General features: G+C 60.8%; 26 protein-coding genes. 8 read left to right on the forward strand and 18 right to left on the reverse strand.

Features of this window, described 5'->3' with window-relative positions; all coding sequences use genetic code 11:
• Positions 1 to 160: 160 nt before the first annotated feature.
• Complete coding sequence (locus tag J3B00_RS13700) at positions 161 to 994, forward strand: transporter substrate-binding domain-containing protein (protein ID WP_209868019.1); 834 nt, start codon at positions 161 to 163, stop codon at positions 992 to 994.
• 72 nt (positions 995 to 1,066) lie between these two features.
• Positions 1,067 to 1,837 (forward strand): SDR family oxidoreductase, encoded by a 771-nt coding sequence (locus J3B00_RS13705; protein ID WP_209868020.1) that lies wholly within the window; start codon positions 1,067 to 1,069, stop codon positions 1,835 to 1,837.
• A gap of 11 nt (positions 1,838 to 1,848) precedes the next feature.
• Here J3B00_RS13705 and J3B00_RS13710 read toward each other — a convergent pair whose 3' ends face one another.
• From J3B00_RS13710 to J3B00_RS13725, 4 genes are all read right to left on the reverse strand, one after another.
• On the reverse strand, positions 1,849 to 2,583 hold the full coding sequence (locus tag J3B00_RS13710; RefSeq protein WP_209868021.1) for a peptidase: 735 nt from the start codon (positions 2,581 to 2,583) through the stop codon (positions 1,849 to 1,851).
• Between the two features lie 78 nt (positions 2,584 to 2,661).
• Positions 2,662 to 3,441, reverse strand: a complete 780-nt coding sequence (locus J3B00_RS13715; protein WP_209868022.1) for a transglutaminase family protein — start codon at positions 3,439 to 3,441, stop codon at positions 2,662 to 2,664.
• Complete coding sequence (locus J3B00_RS13720) at positions 3,438 to 4,388, reverse strand: alpha-E domain-containing protein (protein ID WP_209868023.1); 951 nt, start codon at positions 4,386 to 4,388, stop codon at positions 3,438 to 3,440. The genes J3B00_RS13715 and J3B00_RS13720 overlap by 4 nt, the downstream gene beginning before the upstream one ends.
• A 2-nt stretch (positions 4,389 to 4,390) precedes the next feature.
• Positions 4,391 to 5,800 (reverse strand): circularly permuted type 2 ATP-grasp protein, encoded by a 1,410-nt coding sequence (locus J3B00_RS13725; RefSeq protein WP_209868024.1) that lies wholly within the window; start codon positions 5,798 to 5,800, stop codon positions 4,391 to 4,393.
• 435 nt (positions 5,801 to 6,235) lie between these two features.
• Here J3B00_RS13725 and J3B00_RS13730 point away from each other — a divergent pair, with 435 nt between their 5' ends.
• From J3B00_RS13730 to J3B00_RS13740, 3 genes are read left to right on the forward strand one after another with little or no spacing between them, the layout of a single operon-like run.
• Complete coding sequence (locus J3B00_RS13730; RefSeq protein WP_209874852.1) at positions 6,236 to 6,766, forward strand: chalcone isomerase family protein; 531 nt, start codon at positions 6,236 to 6,238, stop codon at positions 6,764 to 6,766.
• Positions 6,767 to 6,777: 11 nt separating this feature from the next.
• Positions 6,778 to 7,314: a DUF3833 domain-containing protein gene (locus J3B00_RS13735; protein ID WP_209868025.1), complete on the forward strand. Its 537-nt coding sequence runs from the start codon at positions 6,778 to 6,780 to the stop codon at positions 7,312 to 7,314.
• Complete coding sequence (locus J3B00_RS13740) at positions 7,311 to 7,616, forward strand: DUF6482 family protein (protein WP_209868026.1); 306 nt, start codon at positions 7,311 to 7,313, stop codon at positions 7,614 to 7,616. The genes J3B00_RS13735 and J3B00_RS13740 overlap by 4 nt, the downstream gene beginning before the upstream one ends.
• Positions 7,617 to 7,629: 13 nt before the next feature.
• Here the strand turns inward: J3B00_RS13740 and J3B00_RS13745 are convergent, their stop codons facing one another.
• The 7 genes from J3B00_RS13745 to J3B00_RS13775 form a co-directional block, all read right to left on the reverse strand.
• Positions 7,630 to 8,118, reverse strand: coding sequence for a DUF2878 domain-containing protein (locus J3B00_RS13745; RefSeq protein WP_209868027.1), 489 nt, complete (start codon positions 8,116 to 8,118; stop codon positions 7,630 to 7,632).
• A 6-nt stretch (positions 8,119 to 8,124) separates the two neighbouring features.
• Positions 8,125 to 9,384, reverse strand: a complete 1,260-nt coding sequence (locus tag J3B00_RS13750; protein ID WP_209868028.1) for a cyclopropane-fatty-acyl-phospholipid synthase family protein — start codon at positions 9,382 to 9,384, stop codon at positions 8,125 to 8,127.
• Positions 9,359 to 10,168: a DUF1365 domain-containing protein gene (locus J3B00_RS13755; RefSeq protein ID WP_209868029.1), complete on the reverse strand. Its 810-nt coding sequence runs from the start codon at positions 10,166 to 10,168 to the stop codon at positions 9,359 to 9,361. The genes J3B00_RS13750 and J3B00_RS13755 overlap by 26 nt, the downstream gene beginning before the upstream one ends.
• Positions 10,165 to 11,412, reverse strand: a complete 1,248-nt coding sequence (locus tag J3B00_RS13760) for an FAD-dependent oxidoreductase (RefSeq protein ID WP_209868030.1) — start codon at positions 11,410 to 11,412, stop codon at positions 10,165 to 10,167. Before J3B00_RS13760 ends, J3B00_RS13755 begins: the two co-directional genes overlap by 4 nt.
• A gap of 5 nt (positions 11,413 to 11,417) precedes the next feature.
• Positions 11,418 to 12,170: an SDR family NAD(P)-dependent oxidoreductase gene (locus tag J3B00_RS13765; protein WP_209868031.1), complete on the reverse strand. Its 753-nt coding sequence runs from the start codon at positions 12,168 to 12,170 to the stop codon at positions 11,418 to 11,420.
• The gene (locus J3B00_RS13770) at positions 12,167 to 12,589 is read right to left on the reverse strand and encodes a nuclear transport factor 2 family protein (RefSeq protein ID WP_209868032.1); all 423 of its coding nucleotides are present in this window, start codon (positions 12,587 to 12,589) and stop codon (positions 12,167 to 12,169) included. Before J3B00_RS13770 ends, J3B00_RS13765 begins: the two co-directional genes overlap by 4 nt.
• 280 nt (positions 12,590 to 12,869) lie before the next feature.
• Entirely contained in the window at positions 12,870 to 13,751 is an 882-nt protein-coding gene (locus J3B00_RS13775; protein ID WP_209868033.1) for a LysR family transcriptional regulator, read from the reverse strand.
• 122 nt (positions 13,752 to 13,873) lie between these two features.
• Between J3B00_RS13775 and J3B00_RS13780 the strand changes: the two genes are divergently transcribed.
• Positions 13,874 to 14,983 (forward strand): NADH:flavin oxidoreductase, encoded by a 1,110-nt coding sequence (locus J3B00_RS13780; RefSeq protein ID WP_209868034.1) that lies wholly within the window; start codon positions 13,874 to 13,876, stop codon positions 14,981 to 14,983.
• A gap of 126 nt (positions 14,984 to 15,109) precedes the next feature.
• On the opposite strand, the gene J3B00_RS13785 is transcribed toward J3B00_RS13780, so the two are convergent.
• Positions 15,110 to 15,565 carry a PAS domain-containing protein gene (locus tag J3B00_RS13785; protein WP_209868035.1) on the reverse strand — a complete coding sequence of 152 codons (456 nt, stop codon included), beginning with the start codon at positions 15,563 to 15,565 and terminating at the stop codon, positions 15,110 to 15,112.
• 156 nt (positions 15,566 to 15,721) lie between these two features.
• Here J3B00_RS13785 and J3B00_RS13790 point away from each other — a divergent pair, with 156 nt between their 5' ends.
• Positions 15,722 to 16,609 carry a MerR family transcriptional regulator gene (locus tag J3B00_RS13790; protein WP_209868036.1) on the forward strand — a complete coding sequence of 296 codons (888 nt, stop codon included), beginning with the start codon at positions 15,722 to 15,724 and terminating at the stop codon, positions 16,607 to 16,609.
• A 113-nt stretch (positions 16,610 to 16,722) separates the two neighbouring features.
• On the forward strand, positions 16,723 to 17,928 hold the full coding sequence (locus J3B00_RS13795; protein ID WP_245362548.1) for a GAF domain-containing sensor histidine kinase: 1,206 nt from the start codon (positions 16,723 to 16,725) through the stop codon (positions 17,926 to 17,928).
• A 507-nt stretch (positions 17,929 to 18,435) separates the two neighbouring features.
• Here the strand turns inward: J3B00_RS13795 and ltrA are convergent.
• The 6 genes from ltrA to J3B00_RS13825 form a co-directional block, all read right to left on the reverse strand.
• Positions 18,436 to 19,803 (reverse strand): group II intron reverse transcriptase/maturase, encoded by a 1,368-nt coding sequence (gene ltrA, locus J3B00_RS13800; protein WP_209864306.1) that lies wholly within the window; start codon positions 19,801 to 19,803, stop codon positions 18,436 to 18,438.
• A 499-nt stretch (positions 19,804 to 20,302) separates the two neighbouring features.
• On the reverse strand, positions 20,303 to 20,944 hold the full coding sequence (locus J3B00_RS13805) for a 3-oxoacid CoA-transferase subunit B (protein WP_209868037.1): 642 nt from the start codon (positions 20,942 to 20,944) through the stop codon (positions 20,303 to 20,305).
• Between the two features lie 8 nt (positions 20,945 to 20,952).
• Positions 20,953 to 21,648, reverse strand: coding sequence for a 3-oxoacid CoA-transferase subunit A (locus J3B00_RS13810; protein WP_209868038.1), 696 nt, complete (start codon positions 21,646 to 21,648; stop codon positions 20,953 to 20,955).
• A 277-nt stretch (positions 21,649 to 21,925) separates the two neighbouring features.
• Positions 21,926 to 23,416 (reverse strand): aldehyde dehydrogenase, encoded by a 1,491-nt coding sequence (locus J3B00_RS13815; RefSeq protein ID WP_209868039.1) that lies wholly within the window; start codon positions 23,414 to 23,416, stop codon positions 21,926 to 21,928.
• A gap of 1 nt (position 23,417) precedes the next feature.
• Entirely contained in the window at positions 23,418 to 24,320 is a 903-nt protein-coding gene (locus J3B00_RS13820) for a dihydrodipicolinate synthase family protein (RefSeq protein WP_209868040.1), read from the reverse strand.
• A 71-nt stretch (positions 24,321 to 24,391) separates the two neighbouring features.
• On the reverse strand, positions 24,392 to 25,720 hold the full coding sequence (locus J3B00_RS13825; protein ID WP_209868041.1) for an MFS transporter: 1,329 nt from the start codon (positions 25,718 to 25,720) through the stop codon (positions 24,392 to 24,394).
• Position 25,721: the final 1 nt, after the last annotated feature.

Here is a 25,721-nt window from a genome sequence, read left to right on the forward strand (position 1 = left end):
CTTACCCCGCGAAGAGGCCAGTACGCTCAACTTCACCACTGAGCCTGTTGACAGTCCCAGCGCTAATTTCTATTGTGAGTGCAGCATTGCACACAAGATAGCATGCAGATTTTCCGCTTACCTTCCTGCCAAAAAACAATGATTATCAGTGAGGTCAACCATGTCCCGTCCGTGCTCGTTTTCCCTTAAAAGTTTCTTTGTCAGCGCAAGCCTGTGTGGCGCGCTGTTTGCTCATTGCACCGCTCAGGCAGCCGAGACTTCGATATGGCAGGAGGTGCAGCAGGCGGGAGAGCTGCGCTGCGGCGCAGCCGTAGCAGCGCCGTACGTGATGCGTGATGCCAGGACCGGCGATTACAGTGGCTATTTCGTCGACCTGTGCCGCGACTTCGGCGAGAAGGTTCTGAAGGTCAAGGTGTCGTTCGTCGATACCAACTGGGACAACCTGGTGGCCGGCTTGCAGAGCAGCAAGTGGGACCTGGCCATGGCCCTCAACCAGACGCCGGAGCGTGCATTGGCGGTGGCATTCACGGTCCCTGCGACCGACTATCAGGTGTCGCTGTTGGTTAACAGAAACAACCCGAAAATGGCCGACGTGAGTGACGACATTGCCGCCCTCGACAAGCCCGAGGTGACCTTCGCCGTCATGTCTGGCACGGCCCAGGACAAGGCTATTTCGTCGGTGGTGCGCAAGGGCAAGATCATGCGCCTGCCAGGCATGGATGAGGCGCGTCTGGCGGTGATGTCCAAGCGCGCTGATGTCCTTGTCGATGCCAGCGATACCAATCACCTGTTCGCCTTGGCCAACCCAGACTGGACCCGCGAGATCCTGCCCAAGCCGGCCTTGGCCAAACAGGGCGTGGCGTTCGGTGTGCGCCGGGACATTTCTGCAGCCGATCTGGAAGTGCTGAATATCTACCTGCGCCAGCGTCGCGACACCGGTGAGATCCAGCAACTGGTCGACAAGGCGTCGCTTGCGGCCAACACCGCCAAGTAACCCGTGCAACTCCGCCGCACGCCGCGGGTCGGCAGGCGGCATCCCCTCCATGTGAAACCAAGGTGATCGCAGATGAATGACTCGAAACGCCCTCTGGATGGGCAGACTGTTCTGGTAACGGGCGGCTCTGGTGGAATCGGCGCCGCGATCGTGCAGCAGCTGGCGGCCGAAGGCGCCCGTCCGCTGATTCACTACAGTCGCGATGCGCAGGGAGCGCAGCAGGTGCTGCAGCGCATCGGCGGTAACGGCTGGATCGTGCAGGCCGACCTGTGTGAGGACAGCGGACCCGAACAGCTGTGGCGAGCGGCACTGGAACTGAGCGGCGGTCGTATCCATGGCTTGATCAACAATGCCGGCATCCGTAGCGAGATCCCGCTGGACGTGCCGTCTGCCGAATGGCGTGCAGCATGGCGCAGAGAGTTCCAGGTTAATTTTTTCGCTGCGGCGGATCTGTGCCGGGAAGCTGTCGCGCATTTTCGCTCCTACGGTGGCGGGCGGATCATCAACATGGCCAGCCGCGCGGCGCAACGGGGCTACGCGGTTGATGCCTTGCCTTATGGGGCGAGCAAGGCCGCCTTGATCAACCTGACCAAATCGCTTGCACGTAGCGTGGCGGGCGAGGGTGTTGTTGCCGTGGCCATTGCCCCGGGTTGGGTGCGTACCGATATGGCCGAGCAATTCATCGCCGAGCACGGCGAGGCAGCGGCGGTGTCCGACATTCCGTTAGGGCGGATGGCAAGCGCGGCAGAGATCGCCGAGTTGGTGGCGTTCACGCTGCGGCCGTCGCAAGCTTCGCTTAACGGGGCGACGCTGGACGTGAATGGCGGTAGCTATATCCGGTAGTTGTTGAGCACTCAACCCGCCATGAAGTCCTTGGGTGGCGGGGTCAGTTCACTCAGGAGGTTCTTCAAACCATCACCCCACTGCCTGCGAATCTCGCTGTAATAGGGGTCGTCATGATGAATACGAACCGGCGCCCTGGCGTTCAAGCGGTCTTTGCCATACACCAGCAGATCCAACGGCATGCCCACCGAAAGATTGCTGCGAATGGTCGAGTCGAACGAGATCAGCCCGCAGCGCAGGGCCTCGTCCAAGGCAGTATGGTAGGTGAGATTACGGTCGAGTATCGGCCTGCCGTACTTGCTTTCGCCCAGTTGCAGAAAGGGCGTGTCTGGCGTGGCCTGAAAGAAGTTGCCCTGTGCGTAGACGTTGTAGATACCCATGGGCCCGCCCGCGATCTGCCCGCCCACCATCAACGAGCAGCTCAGGTCGATCTGGGCGGTCAGCCTGCTGCGGTCGCGGGTGATGACTTCGCGCAGGGTTTCAGCCACCAGTGCCGTTGCATCGTACAGCGTGCCGACGTTCAGCAGATGAGTACCAGGGCCCCGCGTACGTTGCTCGAGCAGGTTGACCACCGATTGCGAGGTGGCGAGGTTGCCGGCAGTCTGCAGAACGATCAGCCGATCGCCCGGCACGCGGAAAACGAACATCTTGCGAAAGATGGAGATCTGGTCGATGCCTGCATTGGTGCGTGAGTCACTGATGAACACCAGCCCGTCCGCCAAATGCATAGCGACGCAGTACGTCATGCTGCCTACCTTGTTTTCTGAATGGATGGACCCGCCGCGCACGACACGGCAAGCCCGCTTGGCGGGTGCCCCGGTGAATTACTGACGCTGCACGTGGACGCTTGCCTGCATGGATTCGACCCCACCCCCGCGGCGTACGCCCCTGACCGGGCAGGCATCGAGGTAGTCCAGGCCGACCGCCAGTTTCAAGTGCCGCTCGGGCCGGGTGAGGCGGTTGGTGACGTCGAAGCTGTACCAGGCATCATCGATCCATGCTTCGGCCCAGGCGTGACTGGCCAGGTGATTTTCGTCTTCGGTGCACAGGTAGCCGGAGACGTAGCGCGCGGGGATCCCCAGGCTGCGCGCGCAGGCCAGGAACGCGTGAGTATGGTCCTGACAGACACCGGCAGCGCCGACAAACGCCTCGATGGCGGTTGTGCCCACCGAGGTCGCCCCAGGGCTGTACGGCATATGGTCGGCTAGGCCTTGCATCAATGCGGTGAGCGCGTCGCGGTCGCGGTGTTCGCCACAGTGCTGGAGGGCAAAGGCCTTGAGCGCGTCGCTGGCCTGGGTGAGATGGCTGCTGCGCAGAAACGGCAGGGGTGACTTGCTGCCGGCTTCGTGTTCGCAATCCGGGTCGATCTCCACCTGGCCACTGGCGGTAAGGGCCAGGTGGCCATGGGGTTTGTCCAGGGTCAGGACATGGAGGATGTTGCCGTACGGGTCGATCTGGCTCTTCACTCGGCAGGGCAGGTCCAGTTGCCATTCGAGGATGCGTTGGCGCTCGCTGCTGCGCGGTGTCAATCGCAGTAACTGGATGCTGTTGCAGACATCACTGGCATAGCTGTAGGTGGTGTCGTGGCGGATGGACAGTTTCATACGACCTCCAGATAGGAGTTATGGACGGTCTGGCCCAGTTGGTGGATACGGCCGATGAAGTCGGTCAGCCACAGGTGCAGCCCGGCTTCGAGAATCTCGTCGATGGCGGTGTAGCGCAGTCGCGCGTTGAGCTCGGCGGCCATCCGTTGCGCGGCGCGCCCGGTAGTGCCGGGCAGGCCGGCAAGGATCTGGTCGAGCTCGTCAATGCAGGCATGCAACGAGCGCGGCACGTCGACCCGCAGCAACAACAGCTCGGACACCGGGCGCGCGCTGGGGGCGTTGCGGTAGATCTCGTTGAACGCTTCGTAAGAGGTCAGCGCGCGCAACAGGGCGCTCCACTGGTAATAGCCGCGGGCAGAATCGTCGCTGACCTCCTCGGAGGTTTCGCCGAACATTTCATAGCGGGCATCGAGCAGACGCAGGGTGTTGTCCGCCCGCTCGAGAAAGGTTCCCAGGCGAATGAAACTGTAGGCGTCGTTGCGCATGATGGTGCCGGAGGTCGCGCCGCGGAACAGGTGCGAGCGTTCCTTGACCCAGTCGCAGAACTGGCTGATGCCATAGCGGCCAAGGCCGTTACTGGCGATTTTGCGCATCTCGATCCAGGTGGCGTTGATGTTTTCCCACATGTCGGCGGTGATCCGTCCGCGCACTGCGTGGGCGTTGGTGCGGGCCGCCTGCAGGCAACAGTAGATACTGCTCGGGTTGGTCGCATCGAGGGCGAAGAAGTGCAGCATGCGCTCGGTATCCAACTCGGTGTGGCGGTCGATGTAGCTGTCCAGCGTCCCGGATGCCAGCAGCGACATTGCCAGCTCGGCGTGCCCATCCGAGCGCCCGGCCTGGGGCATCAGCGACAGCGAGTAGCTGACCTCGAGCATGCGTGCGAGGTTTTCGGCACGCTCCAGGTAGCGCGACATCCAGTACAGATCGGAAGCGGTTCTCGAAAGCATGTTCAGTCCTCCACCACCCAGGTGTCCTTGGTACCGCCGCCTTGCGACGAGTTGACCACCAATGAGCCTTCCTGCAGCGCAACGCGAGTCAGGCCACCGGGCACCAGGCGGGTTTCACTGCCTGACAACACGAATGGCCGCAGGTCGATGTGACGCGGGGCGATGCCGCTGTCGACAAAGGTCGGGCAAGTGGACAGGCACAGCGTGGGCTGGGCGATGTAGGCGTGTGGACGGGCCTTGATGCGGGCGCGAAAATCCTCGATTTGCGCGGCTGTGGCGGCAGGCCCGACCAGCATGCCATAGCCACCGGAGCCCTGAGTTTCCTTGACCACCAGCTCGGGCAGGTGCGCCAGGACGTGAGACAGGTCCTGCGGCTTGCGGCATTGCCAGGTGGGCACGTTCTTCAGGATTGGCTCCTCGCTCAGGTAGAAACGGATCATCTCGTCAACGTAGGGGTAGATCGACTTGTCGTCGGCAACGCCGGTGCCCACCGCATTGGCCAGGACCACGTTGCCGGCGCGGTACACGGAGATCAGCCCCGGCACGCCCAGCATCGAGTCAGGGCTGAACGACAGCGGGTCGAGGTACTCGTCGTCCAGGCGGCGGTAGATCACATCGACCTGCTGCGGGCCGGCGGTGGTGCGCATGTACAGGTGGTCATCACGCACGAACAGGTCTGCGCCTTCGACCAGTTCGATGCCCATCTCCCGCGCCAGGAAGGCATGCTCGAAGTAGGCGCTGTTGAACCGGCCCGGGGTAAGGACCACGGCGGTGGGGTTGTCCATTGGGCTGGCGCTCTTGAGCGTGTCCAGCAGCAGGTTGGGGTAGTGGTCGATAGGTGCGATGCGTTGGGCGGCGAACAGCTCGGGGAACAACCGCATCATCATCTTGCGGTCTTCAAGCATGTAGCTGACGCCACTGGGCGTGCGCAAATTATCTTCCAGCACGTAGTAGGTGCCGTCGCTGTCACGCACCAGGTCGACCCCGGCGATGTGGGCATACAGCCCCCGGTGCAGGTGCAGGCCCTGCATCGCGACCTGGTAACCCTCGTTGGCCAGCACCTGTTCTGGCGGAATGATGCCGGCCTTGAGAATGCGCTGGTCGTGGTAGATGTCCTGCAGGAACAGGTTCAATGCCTGGACGCGCTGGATACAACCGCGCTCGACCATACGCCATTCACTGGCGCGGATACTGCGCGGGATGATGTCGAAGGGGATCAGCCGCTCGGTGTCTTGCTGGTCACCGTACAAGGTGAAGGTAATGCCGGCACGGTGAAACAGCAGGTCGGCTTCGTGCCGACGTTGCTCCAACAGTTCCAGTGGAGTGTTCGCCAGCCAGCGGGCGAATTCCTGATAGTGGGGGCGGCAACTTCCGTTTGCCTCATACATTTCATTGAAAAAAGCCCGGGACATACCCACTCCTTGCCACGACTCGACGGCAGTTCTGTTGCACACGTGAAGGGCGTGTTGCAATGACAATGCCGGAACGGGCAGGGCAGGCCAGGGACAATGAAAAATGGCAATTAAAAAGCGCTTTGGCAGCAAAAAGCGGGTGATTTAAAGCGATTCGATACTGATTCGTTCAAGTCAGGCGCGGCGGGCTCCTCCTGGCCAGGCGCCACGGTGCTTCAAACCGGTGCATGATCGCAGGGGCGATCGATGTTGAACCAAATAAGGGCGGGGCGATGGTGGGCGTGTACTGTTCTGCAGCCCCTTTCGCGACACAAGGCTCAAACTGGGCGTACAAGTCTTCTAATCTTCTGATGAGACTAAAACCTATACATTATTTGAATTTATCTGTACAAGAAACTAATCTTGTATAAGATTTGTTCATTGCCTGGGTTTGTCATGGCGCACTGTGCTCGTTGGACTTGCCTCTTGCTACTACTGACAGTACTGCCTGCAGTCGCTGCCGATTGGCGTGCGGCGTTACCCACTGCACAGCGTCTAGGGGATGGTGACTTCACCTGGCTCGGCATGCGCCTGTACACCGCGAGGCTGTGGACTGCCGGTCCGGCTCAGGACTGGAACCAGCCATTCGCCCTGGAGCTTCTCTACCATCGAAAATTGTCTCGGGACACCCTGGTGCAGGCCAGTCTCGAGGAGATGCGTCGTCTGAGCGCAGGCACGGTAAGCGCGCAGCGCCTTGCTGAATGGACTGAGGCGATGGCCGAGGCCTTCGTTGATGTTCGCCCCGGGACGCGCATCGCTGCGCTGTACCTGCCAGGTCAGGGCAGCCGTTTCTATGTCGACGGCACACTCAGGCGAGAAATTGCTGACCCGGACTTCGCCCGGATGTTCTTCGCGATCTGGCTCGATCCGCACGCCAGGGACCCGCAACTGCGCCAGCGCCTGCTCGGCCTGGCGGGCAATGACTGAGGAGCTGGAACATGTACAAAGCGCTATTGCTGGTTTGCTGCCTGTTACTCGGCAGTTGTGGCAATGTCGGCGTCGAGCACTACGCCGGCGAAAAGCCAAATCTTGACCTGGCGGCGTTCTTTTCGCGGCCAGTCGAGGCCTGGGGCATGTTTCAGAAGCGTTCAGGTGAGGTGGTCAAGCGCTTCCATGTTCGCATCGACAGCCATCGAGACGGTGAGCGGCTGATTCTCAACGAGCATTTTGTCTACAGCGACGGCACCCTTCAGCAACGTACCTGGACCCTCGTCCCGGCCGGCCCTGGCCGCTGGCGAGGGACCGCCGGGGACGTGATCGGTGAAGCGCAGGGGCAAGTGGCGGGTAACGCCTTGCACTGGCGTTACACGCTTGATCTGCCGGTGGATGGTCGCCATTGGCAGGTGGAGATGGACGACTGGATGTACCTGATGGATGAAGACACTCTCATCAACCGCACGAGCATGCGCAAACTGGGCGTGGAGATCGGTCAGATCACCCTGTTCTTTCGCCGCCTGCCGGAGGTCACACCATGAACCTGCACAACCTCACCAAACTGGCTGCGGCCGGCGAAGTCAAAGAGCTTGAACTGCTGTCGCTTGAGGGTGGCTTTTACGTCCTGCGGGCACTCACCGCTGCCGGGCCGGTCACCCTCAGCGATGATCACAACCAGGCCGTTCGTTTGCGCTCTACAACCGAGCTGCGTGATCTGCTGGCTGATATGCCACCTTTGCCGTGCATGCTGGTGCAGCAAGTGGTACATGATGAGATGTGCGGCCAGCGCGACGGCCCTGTTGCGCCACTGCGGGTACCGCTGACGCTGGCCGTCCAGTGGTAGCTGGGGCAGGCGGTTAGCGCCACGCCGCCAGACGTACGAGCAGGGGCAAGGCTAACGCCCAGACTGGCATCAATAGCAGCGCTGTTTGCATGTCCCCTAGAGGCAAGCTGACATCTGCCAGCCTGGCACCGCCCAGGTAAGCCAATGGGCCGCCAATTGGCCCTAGCAACGCGCCGCGCCACATGGGGCTGCCGGTCCAGGCCAGGCTGTGACGCAGACCGCTGGCCAGTACCAGCCACAGCAATGCCAGCCACAGCGGCAGCGGCCACGTGGCGAAATTGAACACGCCGAGCATCCCCAGCAGGCTATCCAGCACGCAACCGGCCAGCGCAGCGCGCAGCAGCGCCATGGCTTCATTCCTGGCATCCGGGCATAGCCGCAGGTGCAGCGCCAGGCCTGGCGGCACCAACAGTAACAGCCAGGGTGTTTGTGCCCCTAGCACGCACACCCACCAGCCAGCCTGTAACCAGAGGGCATTGGCGATCAGCCAGCGGCGACCCATGTTGGTTCACTGCCCGGGCAACGGCGCACGCCGTGCCTGGGGCGCTGCCAATAGCAGTTGTGCTACGCCGATAGCCCGTTCCTCGAAGCCGCCCTGGCAATAGCACAGGTAGAACTCCCATAAGCGTTGGAAGGTATCGTCGTAGCCCAGCGTCGTCAGTGCGCTGCGTGCCTGGCGCAGATTGTCGCGCCAATGGCGCAGGGTGCGAGCGTAGTCCTGGCCGAAGTCTTCCAGGTGCACGAGGTTGAGCGGGGTCTGGCGGCTGGCGGTGTCGAGCAGCACGCTCAACGAGGGCAGGGCGCCGCCTGGGAAGATGTAACGCTGGATGAAGTCTACCGAGCGCCGCGCGTAGCTGTAGCGCTGGTCGCGGATGGTAATCGCCTGTATCAGCATGAGCCCATCGGGTTTGAGCAGTGAGGCACACTGGCGGAAGTACACCGGCAGGTAGCGGTGGCCGACCGCCTCGATCATCTCGATCGACACCAGCTTGTCGAATGTGCCCTTGAGGTCGCGGTAGTCCTCGCGCAGTACTGTCACGCGCTGCTCCAGCCCCAAGCTGCGCACGCGCTGCAGGGTATGGGTGTACTGTGCTTCGGACAGCGTGGTGGTGGTCACCCGGCAACCATGGCGCGTGGCGGCGTGGATGGCCAGGCTGCCCCAGCCGCAGCCAATCTCCAGCAGGTGATCAGCAGGGCTCAGTTCGAGCTTCTGGCAAATGCGCTCCAGCTTGTTCAACTGGGCCTGCTCCAGGGTTTGCTCGGCGTGTTCGAACTGCGCGGCCGAATACATCATGGTCGGGTCGAGCAGCCGCTCGAACAGCGCATTGCCCAGGTCATAGTGGGCGAGGATATTGCGTCGAGCGCCGTCTTTGCTGTTCTGGTTAAACCGGTGCAGCAGCTTCAATGCTGGGCGGGCCAGACGCGCCAGGCCGCCCTCAAGGGCATCGAGTACATCGAGGTTGGCGACGAACAGGCGAGTCACTGCGGCCAGATCCGGGCTGTGCCAGTAGCCATGGATATACGCTTCACCCGCGCCGATCGAGCCGCTGCCGGCGATCAGGCCCCAGGTTGCGTCATCGAGGATGGCCACTTCGGCCTGCAACGGGCTGCTGCTATCGCCGAAACTCCACTGCTGGCCCTTGCTCAGCAGCCGCAGATGGCCGTGGCGCAGCTTGCCCAGTTGGGCAAGCACGGCGCTGCGTGCCAACCCGCCGAGCAGAGGCGCCAGGCCTGCCGATTTGCTAACGCTCAGGGTGGGATTGGACATGATCAGGATCCTTGCTGGGTTGGCCGAGCGCCAGGTCGCCCTGGCTGACAGTGTGGTTATGGATGGGGGTGCGCTTGAACAGCAGGCGCAGGGCTTGCCAATAGATGGCCGAGACCGTTCGCAGGCTCATCCAGGGGAAGGCCAGGATGTAGCGATGCAGCGCGGCTCTATCCAGCGGCTGGCGGTGCAGCGCGAGGTCGGCCTCAAATACCTTGTGCGTGCCTTGCCAGTTCTGCATGTGGATGTGTATCTGCTTTGCGTCCAGGCAGAATCGCAAGCGGTACTCCATGTCCAGTGGCATGAACGGCGACACATGGAAGGCCTTGGCCACGGCGAACGGTGCTGCCAGGCTGCCCTGCACCGGCAGTACATAGTGAAAACGCTCACGCCATGGCGTGTTGCGGACCTCGAGCAGAATCGCCGTCAGCTCGCCGTCGCGGTCATGGCAGAAATAGAAACTCACCGGGTTGAACGACAGCCCCCAGCAGCGCAGTTGCGTGAGCAGGTGCACTGGGCCCTCGGGCACGTGCCCCGTGGCCTGGCCAACCAGCAAGCGCGCGGCTTGGGCCAGCGTCTCGCCGTTGCCGGTCAGCGCCGGCAGGTAGTCGGTTTCGCGCCAGCTCAGCGGTGCCAGGCGCGCGCGCCGCAGCCAGCGCGACAGACGCAGTAGCCAAGGTTGTTCGTCCAGATCCAGGTAGAACATGCCGATCCGGTAACGGAAAGCATGCAGCCGCGGCGTCAGGCGCCGGTGGCTGATCCAGCCCAGGCACAGGCTGCTGTTCACAGTTGCTCGCCAAAGTGCTGCGCCACCTGCAGCGCACTGACCACCCCATCTTCGTGAAAACCATTGCCCCAATAGGCGCCACAGAAGTAACTGTGCTGTTGCCCCTGCAGCTCAGCCTGACGCGCCTGGGCAGCGGTTGCAGCAAGGCTGTATTGCGGATGGGCGTACTGGAAGCGGGCGAGGATCTGCGCCGGGTCCACCAGCGGGGTCTGGTTGAGGCTGACACAGAAGGTCGCCGACGACTCGATACCTTGCAGGATGTTCATGTTGTAGGTCAGCGCCGCCGGGGCCTGTTCGGCGCCACCGAGGCGGTAGTTCCAGCTGGCCCAGGCCTTTCGGCGGCGTGGCAGCAAGCGGCTGTCGGTGTGCAGCACCACGTCATTGTTGGCGTAGGTAATGGCGCTTAACACGGACCGTTCCTGCACGCTGGGGGCTTCCAGCAGGGCCAAGGCCTGGTCGCTATGGCAGGCAAACACCACCGTGTCGAAGCGTTCGCTGCCGGCAGTGCTGACCAGCGATACGCCGCCCTCGTCGCGGCTGACCCGGTGCACCTTGCAGTTCAGCCGGATGCGTTCGGCAAACGGCCGGCACAGCGGCTCTATATAGCTGCGCGAGCCACCTTGGATGACCCGCCATTGCGGACGGTGGTTTACCGACAGCAACCCGTGGTTGCGGCAAAAACGCACAAAGAACTGCAGGGGAAAACCGAGCATGTCGGCGCGGGACATCGACCAGATCGCCGAGCCCATCGGGACGATGTAGTGCTCGATGAAGCGCTGCCCATAACCCTGCGCTTGCAGGTAGGCGCCGAGGGTGGTGGCTGCATCGATACGCTGGTTGTCCAGGTCGGCAGGCGCCTGGCGGTTGAAACGCAGGATCTCCCGCAGCATGTTCCAGAACCCCGCTGACAATAGGTTGCTGCGTTGCGCAAACAGGGTGTTCAGGGTGTGCCCGTTGTATTCCAGGCCACTGAGCGGGTCATGCACCGAGAAGCTCATCTGCGTCGGCCGTGAGGCAACCTTGAGCTGGTCAAGCAAACGGATGAAGTGCGGGTAGGTCCAGTCGTTGAAAACGATGAACCCGGTGTCTATCGCATGGCGTTCGCCGCGCCAGTCGATATCGACGGTATGCGTGTGGCCGCCGATCCAATCCGCGGCCTCGAACACCGTGATCTCGTGTTTGCGTGACAGCAAGTGGGCGCAGGTCAAGCCTGCGATACCACTGCCGATGATCGCTATGCGCATGAAGCTCATTCCTTTTCTTTGCGTTGCAGTCGCCGACCCAGTGCCAGGCGCACGCGTGCTGGCAATAGCCCGAGCAGTCGCAATACCAGGATGAACGGGCCGGGGAAGTTGATTTCCAGGGGGCGGCGGGGCAGGCGGCTGGCGATATGCATGGCTGCGCGCTGCGCGGTCCACAGCTGTGGCATGGGGAAGTCGTTGCGACGGGTCAAGGGCGTATCGACGAAACCAGGGCTGACCAAGGTGACATCAATGCCTTCCTTGACCAGGTCGATTCGTTGCGATTCGACCAGGTAACGCACGGCGGCCTTGGACGCGCCATAGGCACCTGCACGCGGCAAGGCCAACCAGCTCACCGAGCTGCCCACAACCACCAAGTGCGGTCGCTGGCCCTCTCGAAGCAGCGGTAAGGCTGCGGCCAGGCAATAGCTGACCCCTAGCACATTGGTGCGCAACACACGCTCGACCAAGGCTGGATCGAACTGCCCTGGCTCAAGGTACTCGCAGGTGCCTGCGTTAAGGATCACCGTGTCGAGCGCACCCCAGGCGAGCTGGATCTGCGCTGCCATCCTGGCGACCTGCTCCGGGTTATCGACATTGCCAATCACCAGTAACGTCTGCTCTGGAAACCGCTCGGCCAAGGGGACAAGGCGCTCGCTTTGGCGACCGCCCAAGGCGACCTGATGGCCTTGTTCCAGCAGACATTGGGCGAGCGCCGCGCCGATACCGCTACTGGCGCCAGTCAGCCAGTAGCGGCTCATGCCAGTCTGCCTTTGAGCCAGCGAATCGCGCTGCCCATGATCGGCATGTGCTCATACAGCAGCGCGCCCGCGTCGAAATAGTCCTGGTGAAAATAGACCCGTTCGCGCCACTGCAAGTGGCTGCATCCTTGCACAGTGATCGGTTGGCCGCGGGCCATGCGCGGATGGCGAAAATGCAGGGTCCAGCGCAGGTAGCCCTCGCCTGGGCGCACCTCGTCGGCACCGGTGAAGGCATACTGAATATCGTGGGCGTTGGCGTACAACTGGGCAAAGTAGGCCTGCAGGGCAGGCAGCCCTTGAATCTGATGCAGTGGATCGCGAAAGCTCACATCTTCGCTGTACAGCTTTTCCAATGTATCGAGACTGGCTGCATCGAGGCTGGCAAAGCGCTCGGCGAATTGCTGCAGGTAGGCTGACATGCGCGGCTCCAGGCAACCCTGTACAACAGTGATTTGTTGTATAGGTATAGCTGAAGCCTACGGCTATATCTGTACAAGTCAACGATCTTGTACAGATTTATTTGAGCAGGGTGGTCTCGAGGATGTCTCCAGCGTCACGCTCAACTGCGGCCCACAGATCCACGCTGTACAGGTGGAGATCAACTCGGCGTGAGTCGCATGCACCAGAACGTTGTGCTCATACGTCACGAAACCTCCGCAACCTGGCAAAGCCCCATCATCACGCACGAAACAATCGTGGCTATGCATGAAGTTTGAGGAAGGCTTCCAGGCGATCAAGGAAGATTCGCACCCGATGAGGAACATGCTGTCTGCTGGGCAGCAGCGCAGTGATGTAAAGCTCCTCGGGGCAGGCGTCTTTGAGTTCTATCAATTGAAGATCACCCGAAGCCAGGTCATCGCGCACGTCCCAGTAAGTGAGCATTGACAACCCCAAGCCCTGTTTACTCGCCGAGCGCACTGCCTCAACACTGTTGGCGGAGAAGCTACCTTCAGCGCGGACGGTAATAGGCTCACCTCCCCGCAGAAAGGGCCAGTAGGGCATGCTGTGCAAGGCAATGCAGCGATGTCTGGAAAGATCGTTCAGCGTCTCTGGCAGTCCGTTCTCTTGCAGATAAATAGAGCTTGCACACAGTACTCGCGGATTGGGCGCTAGCGACCTTGCTACAAGAGCAGAGTCACGCAGGGTGGCAATGCGAATTGCGACATCGATGCCGAGCCCCGCGATGTCCACGATACTGTCAGAGAGGGTTATATCGACCTTCAGGGCCGGATGCTCATCAAGCAGACTGGGAACCAAAGGCATGATCACGGATTGACCGAACACGGTCGGTGCAGTGACCTTGAGAACCCCGCTGGCAGTTCCTGCACGGCTTTTCAGCGTAACTCTGGCCGACTCGCTCGCCTCTAGCAGTGTGGAGGCATAGGGCAAAAATGCCTCACCCTCAGGCGTCAATGCAACGGAGCGTGTTGTTCGATGGACCAAGCGCACATCCAGCTCTCGCTCCAAGGATGCGAGGCGTCTCGAGACTGCCATAGGGGTTAACCCAAGGCGCCGCGCCACCGCAGATAGGCTACCCCCCTCAGCGATCGCGATGAATACTTCGACGTCCGGTATGTACATCAGTGTAACCACATTCGTTAAGCAGCCTTATCATTCCAGCTGGGTTCCAAAAGCGCGCCGTAGTACCTATCGTCAATCAAATAAGCCATAACGGCAAAATGTGTTGGATGAGGACTCACGGAATGCCCAGCTACCAAGACCAGATTTTAACTCCTTATGATATTAAACACCTGAAACTCAAAAACCGCCTCGCGGTGGCCCCGATGACGCGCGTCAGTGCAACGGTGGATGGCCTTGCTACATCGGAGATGGCCCAGTACTACGAGCGCTTCGCCAAGGGAGGCTTCGGCCTGATCTTCTCCGAGGGTTTGTATACCGACCAAAAACATTCACAGGGTTACCCCTTCCAACCTGGCATTAGTGAGGTCCGTCAGGCTGGAGCTTGGCGTCCAGTGATCGAGCGCATTCATGCACAGCGCAGCGTCATCTTTGCGCAGGTCATGCATGCCGGAGCGCTTAGTCAAGGCAACCGCTTCGTAGACACCGCACTGGCACCCTCGGATGTTCGTCCTAAAGGTAGTCAAATGAAGTTCTACTACGGGCACGGCCCGTATCGGGTCCCACAAGTGATGTCTGACGAAAGCATTGCTGATGCGATCAACGGCTTCGTTAGCGCTTCTGAGCTTGCGCTGAACGTGGCAGGGTTCGATGGCCTGGAAATCCATGGTGCCAACGGCTACTTGCTGGACCAGTTCCTGACCGACTACTCAAATCAGCGTACGGACAAATGGGGCGGAGATGTAAGTGCGCGAATAGGGTTAACGCTAGAGGTGATCAAGGCCGTCAAGGCTGCGGTGGGAGGCAAAGCACCTGTTGGTGTGCGAATCTCCCAAGGCAAGGTGAATGACTTCGAGCACAAGTGGCCAGAGCGTGAGGGTGCTGCTGAAGTTATTTTCGGCAGCCTCGATCAAGCCGGAATAGACTTCATTCATGTCACTGAATACGAAGCGTGGAAGCCGGCGTTCGAAGGATGCAGTGAAACGCTCGTCGAACTGGCTAACCGATATGCTCCCAACGCGACGATCATTGCCAATGGTGGTCTGCATGTTTCCGAGCATGCTGCTGAGGTGGTTCGCAGTGGCGCGGATATCATTTCCATCGGCAAGTCTGCCCTCGCCAATCCAGATCTGCCCAACCGCCTGAAAAGCCAAACACCCCTGGCAGACTTCGATGGGTCCATCCTGAATCCGATTGCCAACATCAAAGACTGCGAGCTTGCTCTCGGCTACTGAACGCGCTCAGTCGGATTTGCCTCTTCACCCTACCTCAATGATTGTACGATCCGGCGGCTCATTAGCTGCCGGTACGCTTGAGTGTGCGTCAAAGCCCCTTCGTTTCTGGCTGCGGCAGTTCAAGTCTCAAGAACCAGAGGCGTTGACTGCTGCCAGTTGGCGGCGCAACTCGGCGATTTCCGCCTCCAGCTCGCGAACCTTCTCCTCGGCGGACACTTGTGCCGTGACGTCGCGCTGGATGCCGATGTAATACGTGAGCTGGTCAGCTTCGTTGCGCACAGGCGTGATGGACAATTCGTTCCAGAACAGGCTGCCATCCTTGCGATAGTTGCGCAGTACCTGGCAGCAGGGGCGGCCTTCGCGGATCGCCTCGCGGATGGCTGCAACGCCCGGTTGGTCATGGTCCTGCCCCTGGAGAAAGCGGCAGTCCTGATAGAGTATGTCGTCTGCGCTGTAGCCGGTCAGGCGCTCGAACGCGGGGTTGGCATAGATGAGGATGCTGTCGGTGTCTTCCTGCTCGGCGACGACGATGCCATCGTTGGAGTTTTCGACCATCAGTTGCAGAAGTTTTGCATTGATCATGTAGCTCACCCGCAGAAATCTCGTATGCCGTGTGCGTAGCGCAGACGCTGTGGAGCAAGCGCCGACGCGGTTCGCTACATGATGACCTACGGATGCTCGCCGCAAAAGATGTGTATCGGTTTAGAATGCATCATTCCCTCTCAACGAAACCCTGCAATGATCGAAGCCCCATCACCCGACCTCCTGCCCATGCGTGATGTGGTCAGCCTGACCGGCATAAACCCGGTGACCTTGCGTGCCTGGGAGCGTCGCCATGGCCTGATCCGCCCGCAGCGCACCGACGGTGGTCATCGCCTGTACACCACCGAGGATGTTCAGCGGATACGCGACATCCTGCGCTGGACCGGCAATGGCTTGCCAATCAGCAAGGTCGGAGAAATGCTCGCAGGCCAGCGCGAAGTGCCCGCGGCGCAGGACGATGCCTTTCACGATTGGCGAGCGGCGGTGTTGCGTGCCACCAAGGCGTTTGATGGGCAGGCGTTGGAAGGCATTCATGGCCAGCTGTTCACACTCTTTCCCAAAGCGACGGTCATGCGTGAAGCGCTGATGCCCGTTTGGCGCGAGCTGGCTGTGGGCAGTGCATTCGGTGAGCGCAGCCAATGGCTATTTCTCGATACTTTCCTGCGCACCCGCCTGCTGCTGCGCCTGCAGATGAACCAGGCTGAGGCGCCGCGCGTGCTGCTGGCCGGCACCGAGGGGCACGCAGAATTGCAACTGCTATGCACCGGCCTGCTGTTGACCAGTGAGCAGCAGCGCATCGAGGTGCTCGGCTGTGGCCAGCCACTGGAAGAGCTCGCCCTGCTGTGCGCCGCCACCCAACCTGCGGCGTTGGTGATTGCAGTGCAGGCGCCCGTCAGCACCGCGCTGGTCAAGCGCTTGCGATCATTGCAGATGGACATTGCGTGTCCGCTGGCCCTGATCGGTGAGGGCCTCGCCGACTTACAGACAGCGTTGCAGGGCAGTGCGCTGTGTCTGCTGGATTCGCAGGGCGCTGACGTTGCGCAGATGCTCAACGCCTTGCTCAGAGGCGCTTTGGACTTTTAACGTGCGCAGCTGCCAACGCAAAGACGCTGTCGAGCGGAACATCCGTTTTTATTGGTAACAAGTATGGGTTTGAGCTCTAATTACCCTTTACCACCTTCCAATCGGCGATCTTGATGGCTTACCCGTCTGACTTTTCCCACGACATCAGCACGGTCGCCAAAATTGATGCCGTGCCACTCATTCTCAATATGGTGAAGCATGTCACCGGCATGCGTTTTGCGGCCGTGGCGCGCGTCACCGACACCAAATGGGTGGCCTGCGCTGTCGATGACGCCATTGATTTCGGTCTCGTAGCCGGTGGTGAGCTGGTGCTGGAAACGACCATTTGCCACGAAATCCGCCAGCACCGTCAGCCGGTCATCTTCAAGCATGCCAGTGCGCATCCGCTATACGCGGCTCACCACACGCCTGCTCTCTATGGGCTGGAAAGCTACGTCTCCATTCCTATCCTCAGGTCGAACGGCGACTTTTTCGGAACGCTGTGTGCTATTGACCCGGCACCCGCACAGTTTGATGAAGAGGCGGTTTCAAAAACCTTGACCTTGTTTGCTCAGCTAATTGCAGCTCAGCTGGACATCCAGGAAGACCTGGAAAGCAAGGCCGTCGCGCTGGTGAGTGCCACAGAAGCGGGCAGCCTGCGGGATCAGTTTATCGCTGTTCTGGGCCATGACCTGCGTTCGCCACTGAGCGCGATCCGCATGAGCGCCGACCTGCTGGAGGCCAAGCTTCCCGTTGGTCAAGAACAGAAGCTTGCCATCGCGATCCGAAAAAGTTCGCAGCGAATGAGCAACCTGATTGAGGATGTGCTGGATTTTTCTCGCGCAAAGCTAGGCGGAGGTATTCCAGTCAAACGCGCCTTGCTGGACGACCTGGGTGAGATCTTCATTGCCGTCATCAATGAAGTCACCGCGAGCCATCCCCAGGTCACAATCAATCATGAAGTCGTCATAGCACCTGGGGTTTTTTGTGATGCCGGGCGAATGGAACAGTTGCTGTCCAATCTTCTAGGCAATGCCGTGACCCATGGCTCGCGTGAACACCCGATAGAAGTGATCGCGAGCATGCAGGACAGCCAAATTGTGCTGTCAGTGGTGAATCAGGGCCCAATCATCCCTGACGCGCTGTTGCCGCTGCTTTTCCAGCCGTTCACGCGTTCGTCGCAACGCGGGCGAGGGGAGGGGTTGGGGCTTGGCTTATACATCGCGTCCCAGATCGTCGGGGGACACAACGGGACGCTCTCCGTGACCTCCACGTCTGAGGCAGGTACCTGCTTTGTTGCGCGGTTTCCGGGGATTCTCGAGTGGACGCAAGGTAACTAAGCGCAAGAGCCCTCGCCTGTGTGGAGGTGGGCTTACGGGCGGCGTCTGGGCTGGCGTTGTCTTCGACAGTGGCATAGGTGGTGGATATTCGGGCCTCTTCGCGGGACAAGCCCGCTCCTACAGGTACAGTGCCGAATCCAAAATCTGCGCCCATCCTGTAGGAGCGGGCTTGCCCCGCGAAGAGGCCGGTACTGCCAATGCAAATCGCAGGGCGCAGCCCTGCCAGCCACCCCACAAATCCGCTGGTAAATAGACATAGCGAGAGCGCAGCGATTCGCCAGCCGTTGCCCTGGCTGTTGATCTTGATCTGGCTCTTGATCTACCAGCGACTTCAGGAGACCGGAGCGAGGGGACCCCGCAGCGCAGCGGAGGGGCCGGATGCAGGAGCAAGCGGTTTTTGGTTACTTTTTTCCAAGAAAAAATCGGCATAGGGGGCAGCCCTCTAGCCGCGCCCCTGCCACACCACCCGGCATGCGGGTCCGCACCGGGCGGTTCGAGAACTCCAGATCAGATCAGGCGGGGTAACCCCATCCGGTCAAACCAGGCAACCGTCAGTACGCCATGAATCAGGCCGGCACTGTTATGCCATACCCTATGGCTCTGCGCCGCAGTCTGTGCAGCCAACTTGGGGCTGGCGCCCATCTTGCGCACTTCACGATAGATCGTTCTGCCGGTTCTCCATTGCTTGAGCTGGATCGCCCTGAGCCTTCGTCGTATCCACCCGTCCAAACGCCTCCACATCGCGGTGGTTTGCGACAAGCCGAAGTACGCTTTCCAGCCCAGTAGGTAAGGTCTCAACCCCTCAATCACCTGCTCCAGACTTCGACCACCATTACGTTTGGTCAACCCCCGGATCCGTTGTTTGAAGGTCTGTAACGCCTTGGTTGTTGCCCAGCGTCTGATCTTGCCTTGCGCTGACAGCCAGAAGCCGTACCCCAGAAACTTTCGACCAAACGCACTGCCAACCGCGCTTTTGCCTTCGTTCACCCGCAGCCCAAGACGACCGTAAAGGCGTCGGAGCAGTGCCATCACCCGCAAGCCGGCTTTGGGGCTTCGAACGTAAACGTTGGCATCATCCGCATACCTGACGAAGCGATGACCCCGTCGCTCCAGCTCCTTGTCCACCTCATCCAGCACCACGTTCGCCAACAGGGGTGAAAGCGGACCGCCTTGCGGCGTCCCCTGTCGGTCCACCACTATGTCCTGGCCGATCAGCGTCCCGCAGTTCAGGTAGGCACGGATCAGGCGCAGTACGCCACGATCAGTCACCGTCCTGCTCAGCCGGGCGATCAGCAAGTCATGCTGGACGCAGTCGAAAAACTGCTCAAGGTCCACGTCCACCACGATTCCACACCCCGAATGGATGTGTTGCTGCGCGGCCAAAACAGCTTGGTGCGCGTTGCGACCGGGGCGAAAACCATAGCTGTGCTCACTGAAACCAGGATCCAGCAAAGGCTGGAGGACCTGCAGCAGCGCCTGCTGGATGACCCTGTCCGTGACCGTCGGTATACCGAGCTTACGCTCGCCACCGCCCGGCTTTGGGATCAATACCCTACGCACCGGCGCTGGCCGGTATTCACCCGCCAGCAGTTGCCGACGGATCAGCGGCCACGCCGTTTTCAGGTGCTCTACGGTTTCGTCGATCGTGAGACCGTCTACACCTGCAACACCTTTGTTCGAACGCACCCGCTTGAGTGCAAGCAATAGATTTTCTCTGGTCAGGGCTGCTTGCAGCAGCCCTCCATCTGTGGGGTTTGGATCATGTCGCGGACAGCCAGCTTCAACGCTGGAGCCGCGCGCCAGGGATTCACCCCTCTTCGTCGACTCCCGCCCCGAGTTACCAGGCATCTGTTGCACGGCCGGCTGTATCTTCATGTCAAACCACTTTCCTTCTCGTTCGGCCCTTCGCTGTTAAACAGCTACTACGACCTCTGCTGACTTCTCGCTCCGGCTCACACCGTCGTCCTTTCGGACACAAGGCGAGATCTCCCCGGGTAAGAACGCCATCCTTCACCTCACAACCGCCGCATTTACGTATCCGGCCTTTAGGCCACAAGAGCTTCGCAGGCACTTGGCTGCTCGCCCTGACCGAATACGCCTCAGATGCGATTCGTGTACCTCGGCTCAAGGTTTATGCTCCACGCTTCCTCCCCACAGTCGGTCGCCCTTCTGCAGTTGCGCTTCGCTTCGCTCGCTGTGGCCAGCTCGCGGGAGGACTTGCACCTCCAGGATGGCGCCCATGCCGGGCGCACAAGTGACCCGCCGTAAGGGCGGAAGGGGCCAGCAGCTCCACCCCACCAAATGGATAAGCCCCCAACCCCAAGCCCCAGAATCTGAACCAGCCTAATCCCCGACAATCCGTGAAGAAAGCCGATTACTGGAACAGCGGCACGCCACTGAGCTTCTGCAGCTCGTCGAAGTCGATATCAGCGCAGATCTCCAGCACCTTCAGCCCATCAGAGGTCACTTCCAGCACGGCCAAGTCGGTGTAGATGCGGCTGACGCAACCGATGCCGGTCAGCGGGTATGTGCACTCGGGCACGATCTTGCTTTCGCCGGTCTTGGTCAGGTGGTCCATCATCACGAACACCTGGCGGGCGCCCGTGGCGAGGTCCATCGCGCCGCCGACGGCTGGGATCGAACCTTCGGCGCCGGTGTGCCAGTTGGCCAGGTCGCCCTTGACCGACACTTGGAAGGCGCCCAGTACAGCGATGTCCAGGTGGCCGCCACGCATCATCGAGAAGGAGTCGGCATGGTGGAAGAAGGCACCACCGGTGAGCAGGGTCACGTGCTGCTTGCCCGCGTTGATCAGGTCGTCGTCTTCCTCACCCGGAGCCGGGCTTGGGCCCATGCCCAGCAGGCCGTTCTCGCTGTGCAGGAATACTTCCTTGTCGCCCAGGTAGTTGGCCACCAGGGTCGGTGCGCCGATGCCCAGGTTTACGTATGCGCCTTCCTGGATATCTGCGGCGACGCGCTGGGCCATTTCGGTGCGGGAGAGCTTTTTGGTGATAGTCATGGCAGGCCTCAGACAGCGTTGGCGTTCGAAGAAGCAGCAGCACCGGTAACGGCGACTACGCGCTGCACGAAGATACCCGGGGTGATGATGTGTTCCGGGTCCAGTTCACCGAGTTCGACGATCTGATCAACCTGGGCGATGGCGGTCTTGGCGGCCATGGCCATGATCGGGCCGAAGTTGCGCGCGGCCTTGCGGTAGATCAGGTTGCCCCAACGGTCACCCTTGTAGGCCTTGATCAGCGCGAAGTCGGCGTGCAGCGGCATTTCCAGAACGTAATGGCGGCCGTCGATCACACGGGTTTCCTTGCCTTCGGCCAGCAGGGTGCCGTAGCCGGTCGGCGAGAAGAAGGCACCAATGCCCGAACCCGCAGCGCGGATACGCTCGGCCAGGTTGCCTTGCGGTACCACTTCCAGCTCGATCTTGCCGGCCCGGTACAGTTCGTCAAAGACGTAGGAGTCGGACTGGCGCGGGAAGGAGCAGACCACCTTGCGCACGCTGCCAGCCTTGAGCAGAGCGGCCAGACCGAGGTCACCGTTACCGGCGTTGTTGCTGATGATGGTCAGGTCGCGGGTACCGGTCGCGATCAGCGCATCGATCAGCTCGGACGGCATGCCGGCAGTACCGAAGCCACCGACCATGATGGTCGAACCGTCGGTGATTCCTTCCACCGCGCTGGCGATGGACTCAAACGTTTTATTGATCAAAGCGAGCTCCTGGTTTTCCTGGAGTATGGATGGTCGACCTGGCCGGCGCGCTTCGAAGCGATAGGGCCAGTCAGCGCCTGGGAAATGTTTACTGACTGGGCAATAGCGTGCCGCAATATCGGGCACAAGTAGAGAGAGCTAAGCGGATGTTGTGCGATTATCGAACTTATGTGCGATGCGTAGCGGTACCAGACGCAAAAAAGCCCCCACCTGCGTGGAGGTGGGGGCCGGGTTGCGCTGAACTCCGTCAGAACAGCGCAGGTCTTGCTCGTTCAGCTCACGAAGCGTTGATCCAGATGGTCTTGATCTCCGTGTACTGGTCATGGGCCCAGATCGACTTGTCACGCCCACCAAAGCCAGACTCCTTGTAACCACCAAACGGCGTCGACGCATCACCCTCGCCGAAGCAGTTGACCGTCACCACCCCTGCACGAATCTCACGCGACAGGCGCAGCGCATTGCGCAGGCTGCCGGTATAGGCCGAGGCCGCCAGGCCATAGACCGTGTCATTGGCCAATTCGATCGCTTCATCGATGGTCGAGAAGCTGGTCACGGCCAGCACTGGGCCGAAGATCTCTTCGACAAACAGACGGCTGCCTGGCTTAACCCCATCGACAATGGTCGGCTGCACGTACGCGCCCTGTTCGGTCTCGCCGCCCTGCACCACGTTGAGCTTTTGCTCAGCGGCATACTCCAGGTACTCACGGACCTTCTCGAAATGCGACTTGCTGACCAGCGCACCCAGGCGGTTGTCCGGGTCGAGCGGGTCACCCAGTTTCCAGTCCTTGAGGTGCTTGGCGATCAGGCTCAGCAGCTCGTCCTTGACGTCCTTGTGAACGATCAGGCGGGAGGACGCCGAGCAGTTTTCGCCCATGTTCCAGAACGCACCTGCGGTAACGAACTGGGCCACTTCGTCGAGGTCTTCGCAGTCGTTCATGACCACGGCCGGGTTCTTGCCACCCAGCTCGAGCACGATGCGCTTGAGGTTGGACTCGGCGGCGTACTTGAGGAACAGCCGGCCGGTATCGGTCGAACCGGTGAAGCTGACCATCGGGATGTCCATGTGCCGGCCAATGGCCTCGCCCACTTCACGGCCACCGCCAGGTACCAGGTTGAACACCCCGGCTGGAACCCCGGCCTGATGCGCCAGTTCGACTACACGCAGGGCGCTCAGGGTGGTTTCCTTGGCCGGCTTGACCACGATCGAGCAACCAGCGGCCAGCGATGGCGCAATCTTCCAGGCCAGCATCAGCAGCGGGAAGTTCCACGGCAGCACCAGGCCAACCACGCCGATCGCTTCGCGCACGACCATGGTCACCGCTGCATTGCCGGTGGGGGCGGTGTTGTCGTAGATCTTGTCGATCAGCTCGGCATGCCAGCGAATGGTATGGATGGTTTCCGGTACATCGACGTTCTGGCACTCGCTGACCGGCTTGCCGCTGTCCAGCGCTTCCAGCACGGCCAGCTCGTGCGAATGGTCTTCGAGCAACTGGGCGAACTTCAGCAGGATGTGCTTGCGCTCGCCCGGTTGCAGCTTGGACCAGGCGCCGTCTTCGAATACGCGCTTGGCCGCGGCCACGGCCACGTCGACGTCTTGCACGTCACATGCAGCGACCTCTGCCAGTTGCTTGCCGGTGGCCGGGTTGGTGGTGACGAAGGTGCGGCCCGAGAGGGCATCGCGGAACTCACCATCGATGAACGCCTGGGTGCGCAGCTCCAGCTTGGCCGCGATCTCTGCGTACTGTTCTTTGCTCAGCAATTCGGCCATTTCAGGCACCTCCGGTGATCTGGGCGATGTTGCGCTTGAGGGTGGTGACAACGTCTTTCAGTGCTGCTTTCTCGCTGTCGTCCAAGCCTTGCAACGGGGCGCGTACGCCGCCGCTGCGCAGGCCTTGCAGCTCGCTGCCGTACTTGATCGATTGGACGAACTTGCCCCCTTCGAGGAAGTCCATCAGCGGCATCAGCTCAGCCATGATGCGCCGGCCTTTGGCAAAGTCCTTTTCGATCACACAGGCCTCGTACAGTGCTACGTGCTCACGCGGGATGAAGTTGGAGCCGGCACAGACCCAGCTTTGCGCGCCCCAGGCGAAGAATTCCAGGGCCTGGTCGTCCCAACCGCACGACACGGCGATGTTTGGCCGGTGAATGGCCAGACGGTGCAGCTGGGCCATGTCACCGGAGCTTTCCTTGATGGCGACGATGTTCTTGACGTCAGCGACCGCGTCGAAGAATTCCTCGCCCATGCTCACGCTCATCCGGCCTGGGTAGTTATAGAGCATGATCGGCAGGCCGGCGGCCTGGTCCACGGCTTTGACGTGGATGGCGATTTCCTGCTGAGTCGGCAGCGCGTAGGGCGGGGTGCCGACCAGCAACGCTTCAGCCTTGATTTCCTTGGCGTGCTTGGCGAACGCCACTGCATCTTCAGTGCGGATGCCACCGGTGCCGACGATCAGCGGCAGGCGGCCGTTGAGCACGTCTTTGGCCTGCGCGGCCAGCTCGAAGCGCTCCTGGGCGGTGTGGGCATAGTATTCACCGGTGGAGCCGCCGATGATCACGCCATGGATCTTCGCTTCAACCAGGTATTCCAGAACCTCGGCGAACGCCGCCTTGTCGATGGAGCCGTCTGCGGCCAGCGGGGTGATTGCCGGGGTATAAATGCCTTCGAATTTCATGTTTACCGCTCCTGATGAGTGTCACTACCAGTGAAACCGCGCCGAGCCTGGCTTGGCGCATTGAGGTGATATCAGCCTAAGGACGCTGCTTGCTGGAGATTGAGAGAGCGTGTTTCGGGAGCCAGAGCCCACGACAACACCAGCCCGACCAATGTGATCCCGGCCGCTGCATACATGGTTTGCGCAATGCCCAGCACATCGAGCGAAATAGGGACCAGGTAAGTGCCGATGGCAGCGCCGATACGCGAGAAAGAGGTGCCGACCCCAACTGCAAACGCCCTGATTTCGGTGGGGAACAGTTCATTCGGATAGACCAGGGTGAGCACTTGCGCACCGCCAATGAACAAGGCGTAAACGGCGAAGAAGAGCAGAATGAAGATGCCGGCGCTGGCATGGAACGCACCCAGGCACATCAACGCCAGCCCCGAGAACAGGAAGCTGTAGATCAACATGCTGCGCCGGCCGATGCGATTGATGATGCGCGTGGCGATGATGCAGCCGACAACGAAGAACAGCGTGATCAGCACTGAGCCGATCGACGCGCTGTCGCCCTTGACGTTCAGTGCGGCCAATACCTTCGGGGCGAAGGCATAGACGGCGAACAGGGGAATAATGCAGCACGTCCAGAACACAATGACGAACAGCATCCGCTTGCCGTATCCCGAATACAGCAGATTCCAGATGGTGACCTTGAACTTGGTGTCCTGCTCTGGCAGGTTTTTCAGCGAAAATTCCGGCCCGTAGACTTGCTTGATGACGGCCTCGGCTTCGGCCGCTCGGCCCTTGCTCAGCAGCCACCGAGGCGACTCCGGCGTGCCCAGACGGATCACCAGCAGCGCGGCGCCAATAATGGCCGAACTGGCCAGCACCCAACGCCAGGCTTCGTCGCCGCCAACCCGCAGGATCACTTCGCCCGCTATGTAGGCGCTCGCTGCGCCGGCGAACCAGAGAATCGTCAGCATGGCCAGGCGAGGTCCGCGATACTTCTTGGGCATGAACTCGACCAGCAGCGAGGTCGCAACCGGGTATTCGATACCCACGGCAACCCCGATGATCAACCGCAATACAAAGATTGCAATCGCACTTTCAGCCCAGAATTGAGCCACAGAGGCGACCACAAACAGCACCGGGCCGACAAAGAACAGACGCCTGCGGCCGAGGCGGTCGGTCAGCCAACCGCCGAGAAAGCCGCCAAAAAAGATCCCGATCAACGCCGATGAGGCGATCAGGCCCTCCCAGAAGCTGGTGAGCGCCAGCGAGGCGGAAATGTGCGCCAGGGCAACGCCGATAATGCTCAGTACATACCCATCGACGAAAGAGCCCCCGCCGGAGCGCAGGGTCAATAGCTTGTGGAACGGATTGAGCGGTTCATCTTCAACTGAAATATAAGGGCTTGTCATT

Source organism: Pseudomonas sp. BP8, from assembly GCF_017875955.1.
GTDB lineage: Bacteria > Pseudomonadota > Gammaproteobacteria > Pseudomonadales > Pseudomonadaceae > Aquipseudomonas.

Excerpts from the sequence above, each read along its gene's own strand:
- J3B00_RS13700 (WP_209868019.1), top strand. The coding sequence starts at position 161 with ATGTCCCGTCCGTGCTCGTTTTCCCTTAAAAGTTTCTTTGTCAGCGCA.
- J3B00_RS13705 (WP_209868020.1), top strand. The coding sequence starts at position 1,067 with ATGAATGACTCGAAACGCCCTCTGGATGGGCAGACTGTTCTGGTAACG.
- J3B00_RS13710 (WP_209868021.1), bottom strand. The coding sequence starts at position 2,583 with ATGACGTACTGCGTCGCTATGCATTTGGCGGACGGGCTGGTGTTCATC.
- J3B00_RS13715 (WP_209868022.1), bottom strand. The coding sequence starts at position 3,441 with ATGAAACTGTCCATCCGCCACGACACCACCTACAGCTATGCCAGTGAT.
- J3B00_RS13720 (WP_209868023.1), bottom strand. The coding sequence starts at position 4,388 with ATGCTTTCGAGAACCGCTTCCGATCTGTACTGGATGTCGCGCTACCTG.
- J3B00_RS13725 (WP_209868024.1), bottom strand. The coding sequence starts at position 5,800 with ATGTCCCGGGCTTTTTTCAATGAAATGTATGAGGCAAACGGAAGTTGC.
- J3B00_RS13730 (WP_209874852.1), top strand. The coding sequence starts at position 6,236 with ATGGCGCACTGTGCTCGTTGGACTTGCCTCTTGCTACTACTGACAGTA.
- J3B00_RS13735 (WP_209868025.1), top strand. The coding sequence starts at position 6,778 with ATGTACAAAGCGCTATTGCTGGTTTGCTGCCTGTTACTCGGCAGTTGT.
- J3B00_RS13740 (WP_209868026.1), top strand. The coding sequence starts at position 7,311 with ATGAACCTGCACAACCTCACCAAACTGGCTGCGGCCGGCGAAGTCAAA.
- J3B00_RS13745 (WP_209868027.1), bottom strand. The coding sequence starts at position 8,118 with ATGGGTCGCCGCTGGCTGATCGCCAATGCCCTCTGGTTACAGGCTGGC.
- J3B00_RS13750 (WP_209868028.1), bottom strand. The coding sequence starts at position 9,384 with ATGTCCAATCCCACCCTGAGCGTTAGCAAATCGGCAGGCCTGGCGCCT.
- J3B00_RS13760 (WP_209868030.1), bottom strand. The coding sequence starts at position 11,412 with ATGCGCATAGCGATCATCGGCAGTGGTATCGCAGGCTTGACCTGCGCC.
- J3B00_RS13765 (WP_209868031.1), bottom strand. The coding sequence starts at position 12,170 with ATGAGCCGCTACTGGCTGACTGGCGCCAGTAGCGGTATCGGCGCGGCG.
- J3B00_RS13770 (WP_209868032.1), bottom strand. The coding sequence starts at position 12,589 with ATGTCAGCCTACCTGCAGCAATTCGCCGAGCGCTTTGCCAGCCTCGAT.
- J3B00_RS13775 (WP_209868033.1), bottom strand. The coding sequence starts at position 13,751 with ATGTACATACCGGACGTCGAAGTATTCATCGCGATCGCTGAGGGGGGT.
- J3B00_RS13780 (WP_209868034.1), top strand. The coding sequence starts at position 13,874 with ATGCCCAGCTACCAAGACCAGATTTTAACTCCTTATGATATTAAACAC.
- J3B00_RS13785 (WP_209868035.1), bottom strand. The coding sequence starts at position 15,565 with ATGATCAATGCAAAACTTCTGCAACTGATGGTCGAAAACTCCAACGAT.
- J3B00_RS13790 (WP_209868036.1), top strand. The coding sequence starts at position 15,722 with ATGATCGAAGCCCCATCACCCGACCTCCTGCCCATGCGTGATGTGGTC.
- J3B00_RS13795 (WP_245362548.1), top strand. The coding sequence starts at position 16,723 with ATGGCTTACCCGTCTGACTTTTCCCACGACATCAGCACGGTCGCCAAA.
- ltrA (WP_209864306.1), bottom strand. The coding sequence starts at position 19,803 with ATGAAGATACAGCCGGCCGTGCAACAGATGCCTGGTAACTCGGGGCGG.
- J3B00_RS13805 (WP_209868037.1), bottom strand. The coding sequence starts at position 20,944 with ATGACTATCACCAAAAAGCTCTCCCGCACCGAAATGGCCCAGCGCGTC.
- J3B00_RS13815 (WP_209868039.1), bottom strand. The coding sequence starts at position 23,416 with ATGGCCGAATTGCTGAGCAAAGAACAGTACGCAGAGATCGCGGCCAAG.
- J3B00_RS13820 (WP_209868040.1), bottom strand. The coding sequence starts at position 24,320 with ATGAAATTCGAAGGCATTTATACCCCGGCAATCACCCCGCTGGCCGCA.
- J3B00_RS13825 (WP_209868041.1), bottom strand. The coding sequence starts at position 25,720 with ATGACAAGCCCTTATATTTCAGTTGAAGATGAACCGCTCAATCCGTTC.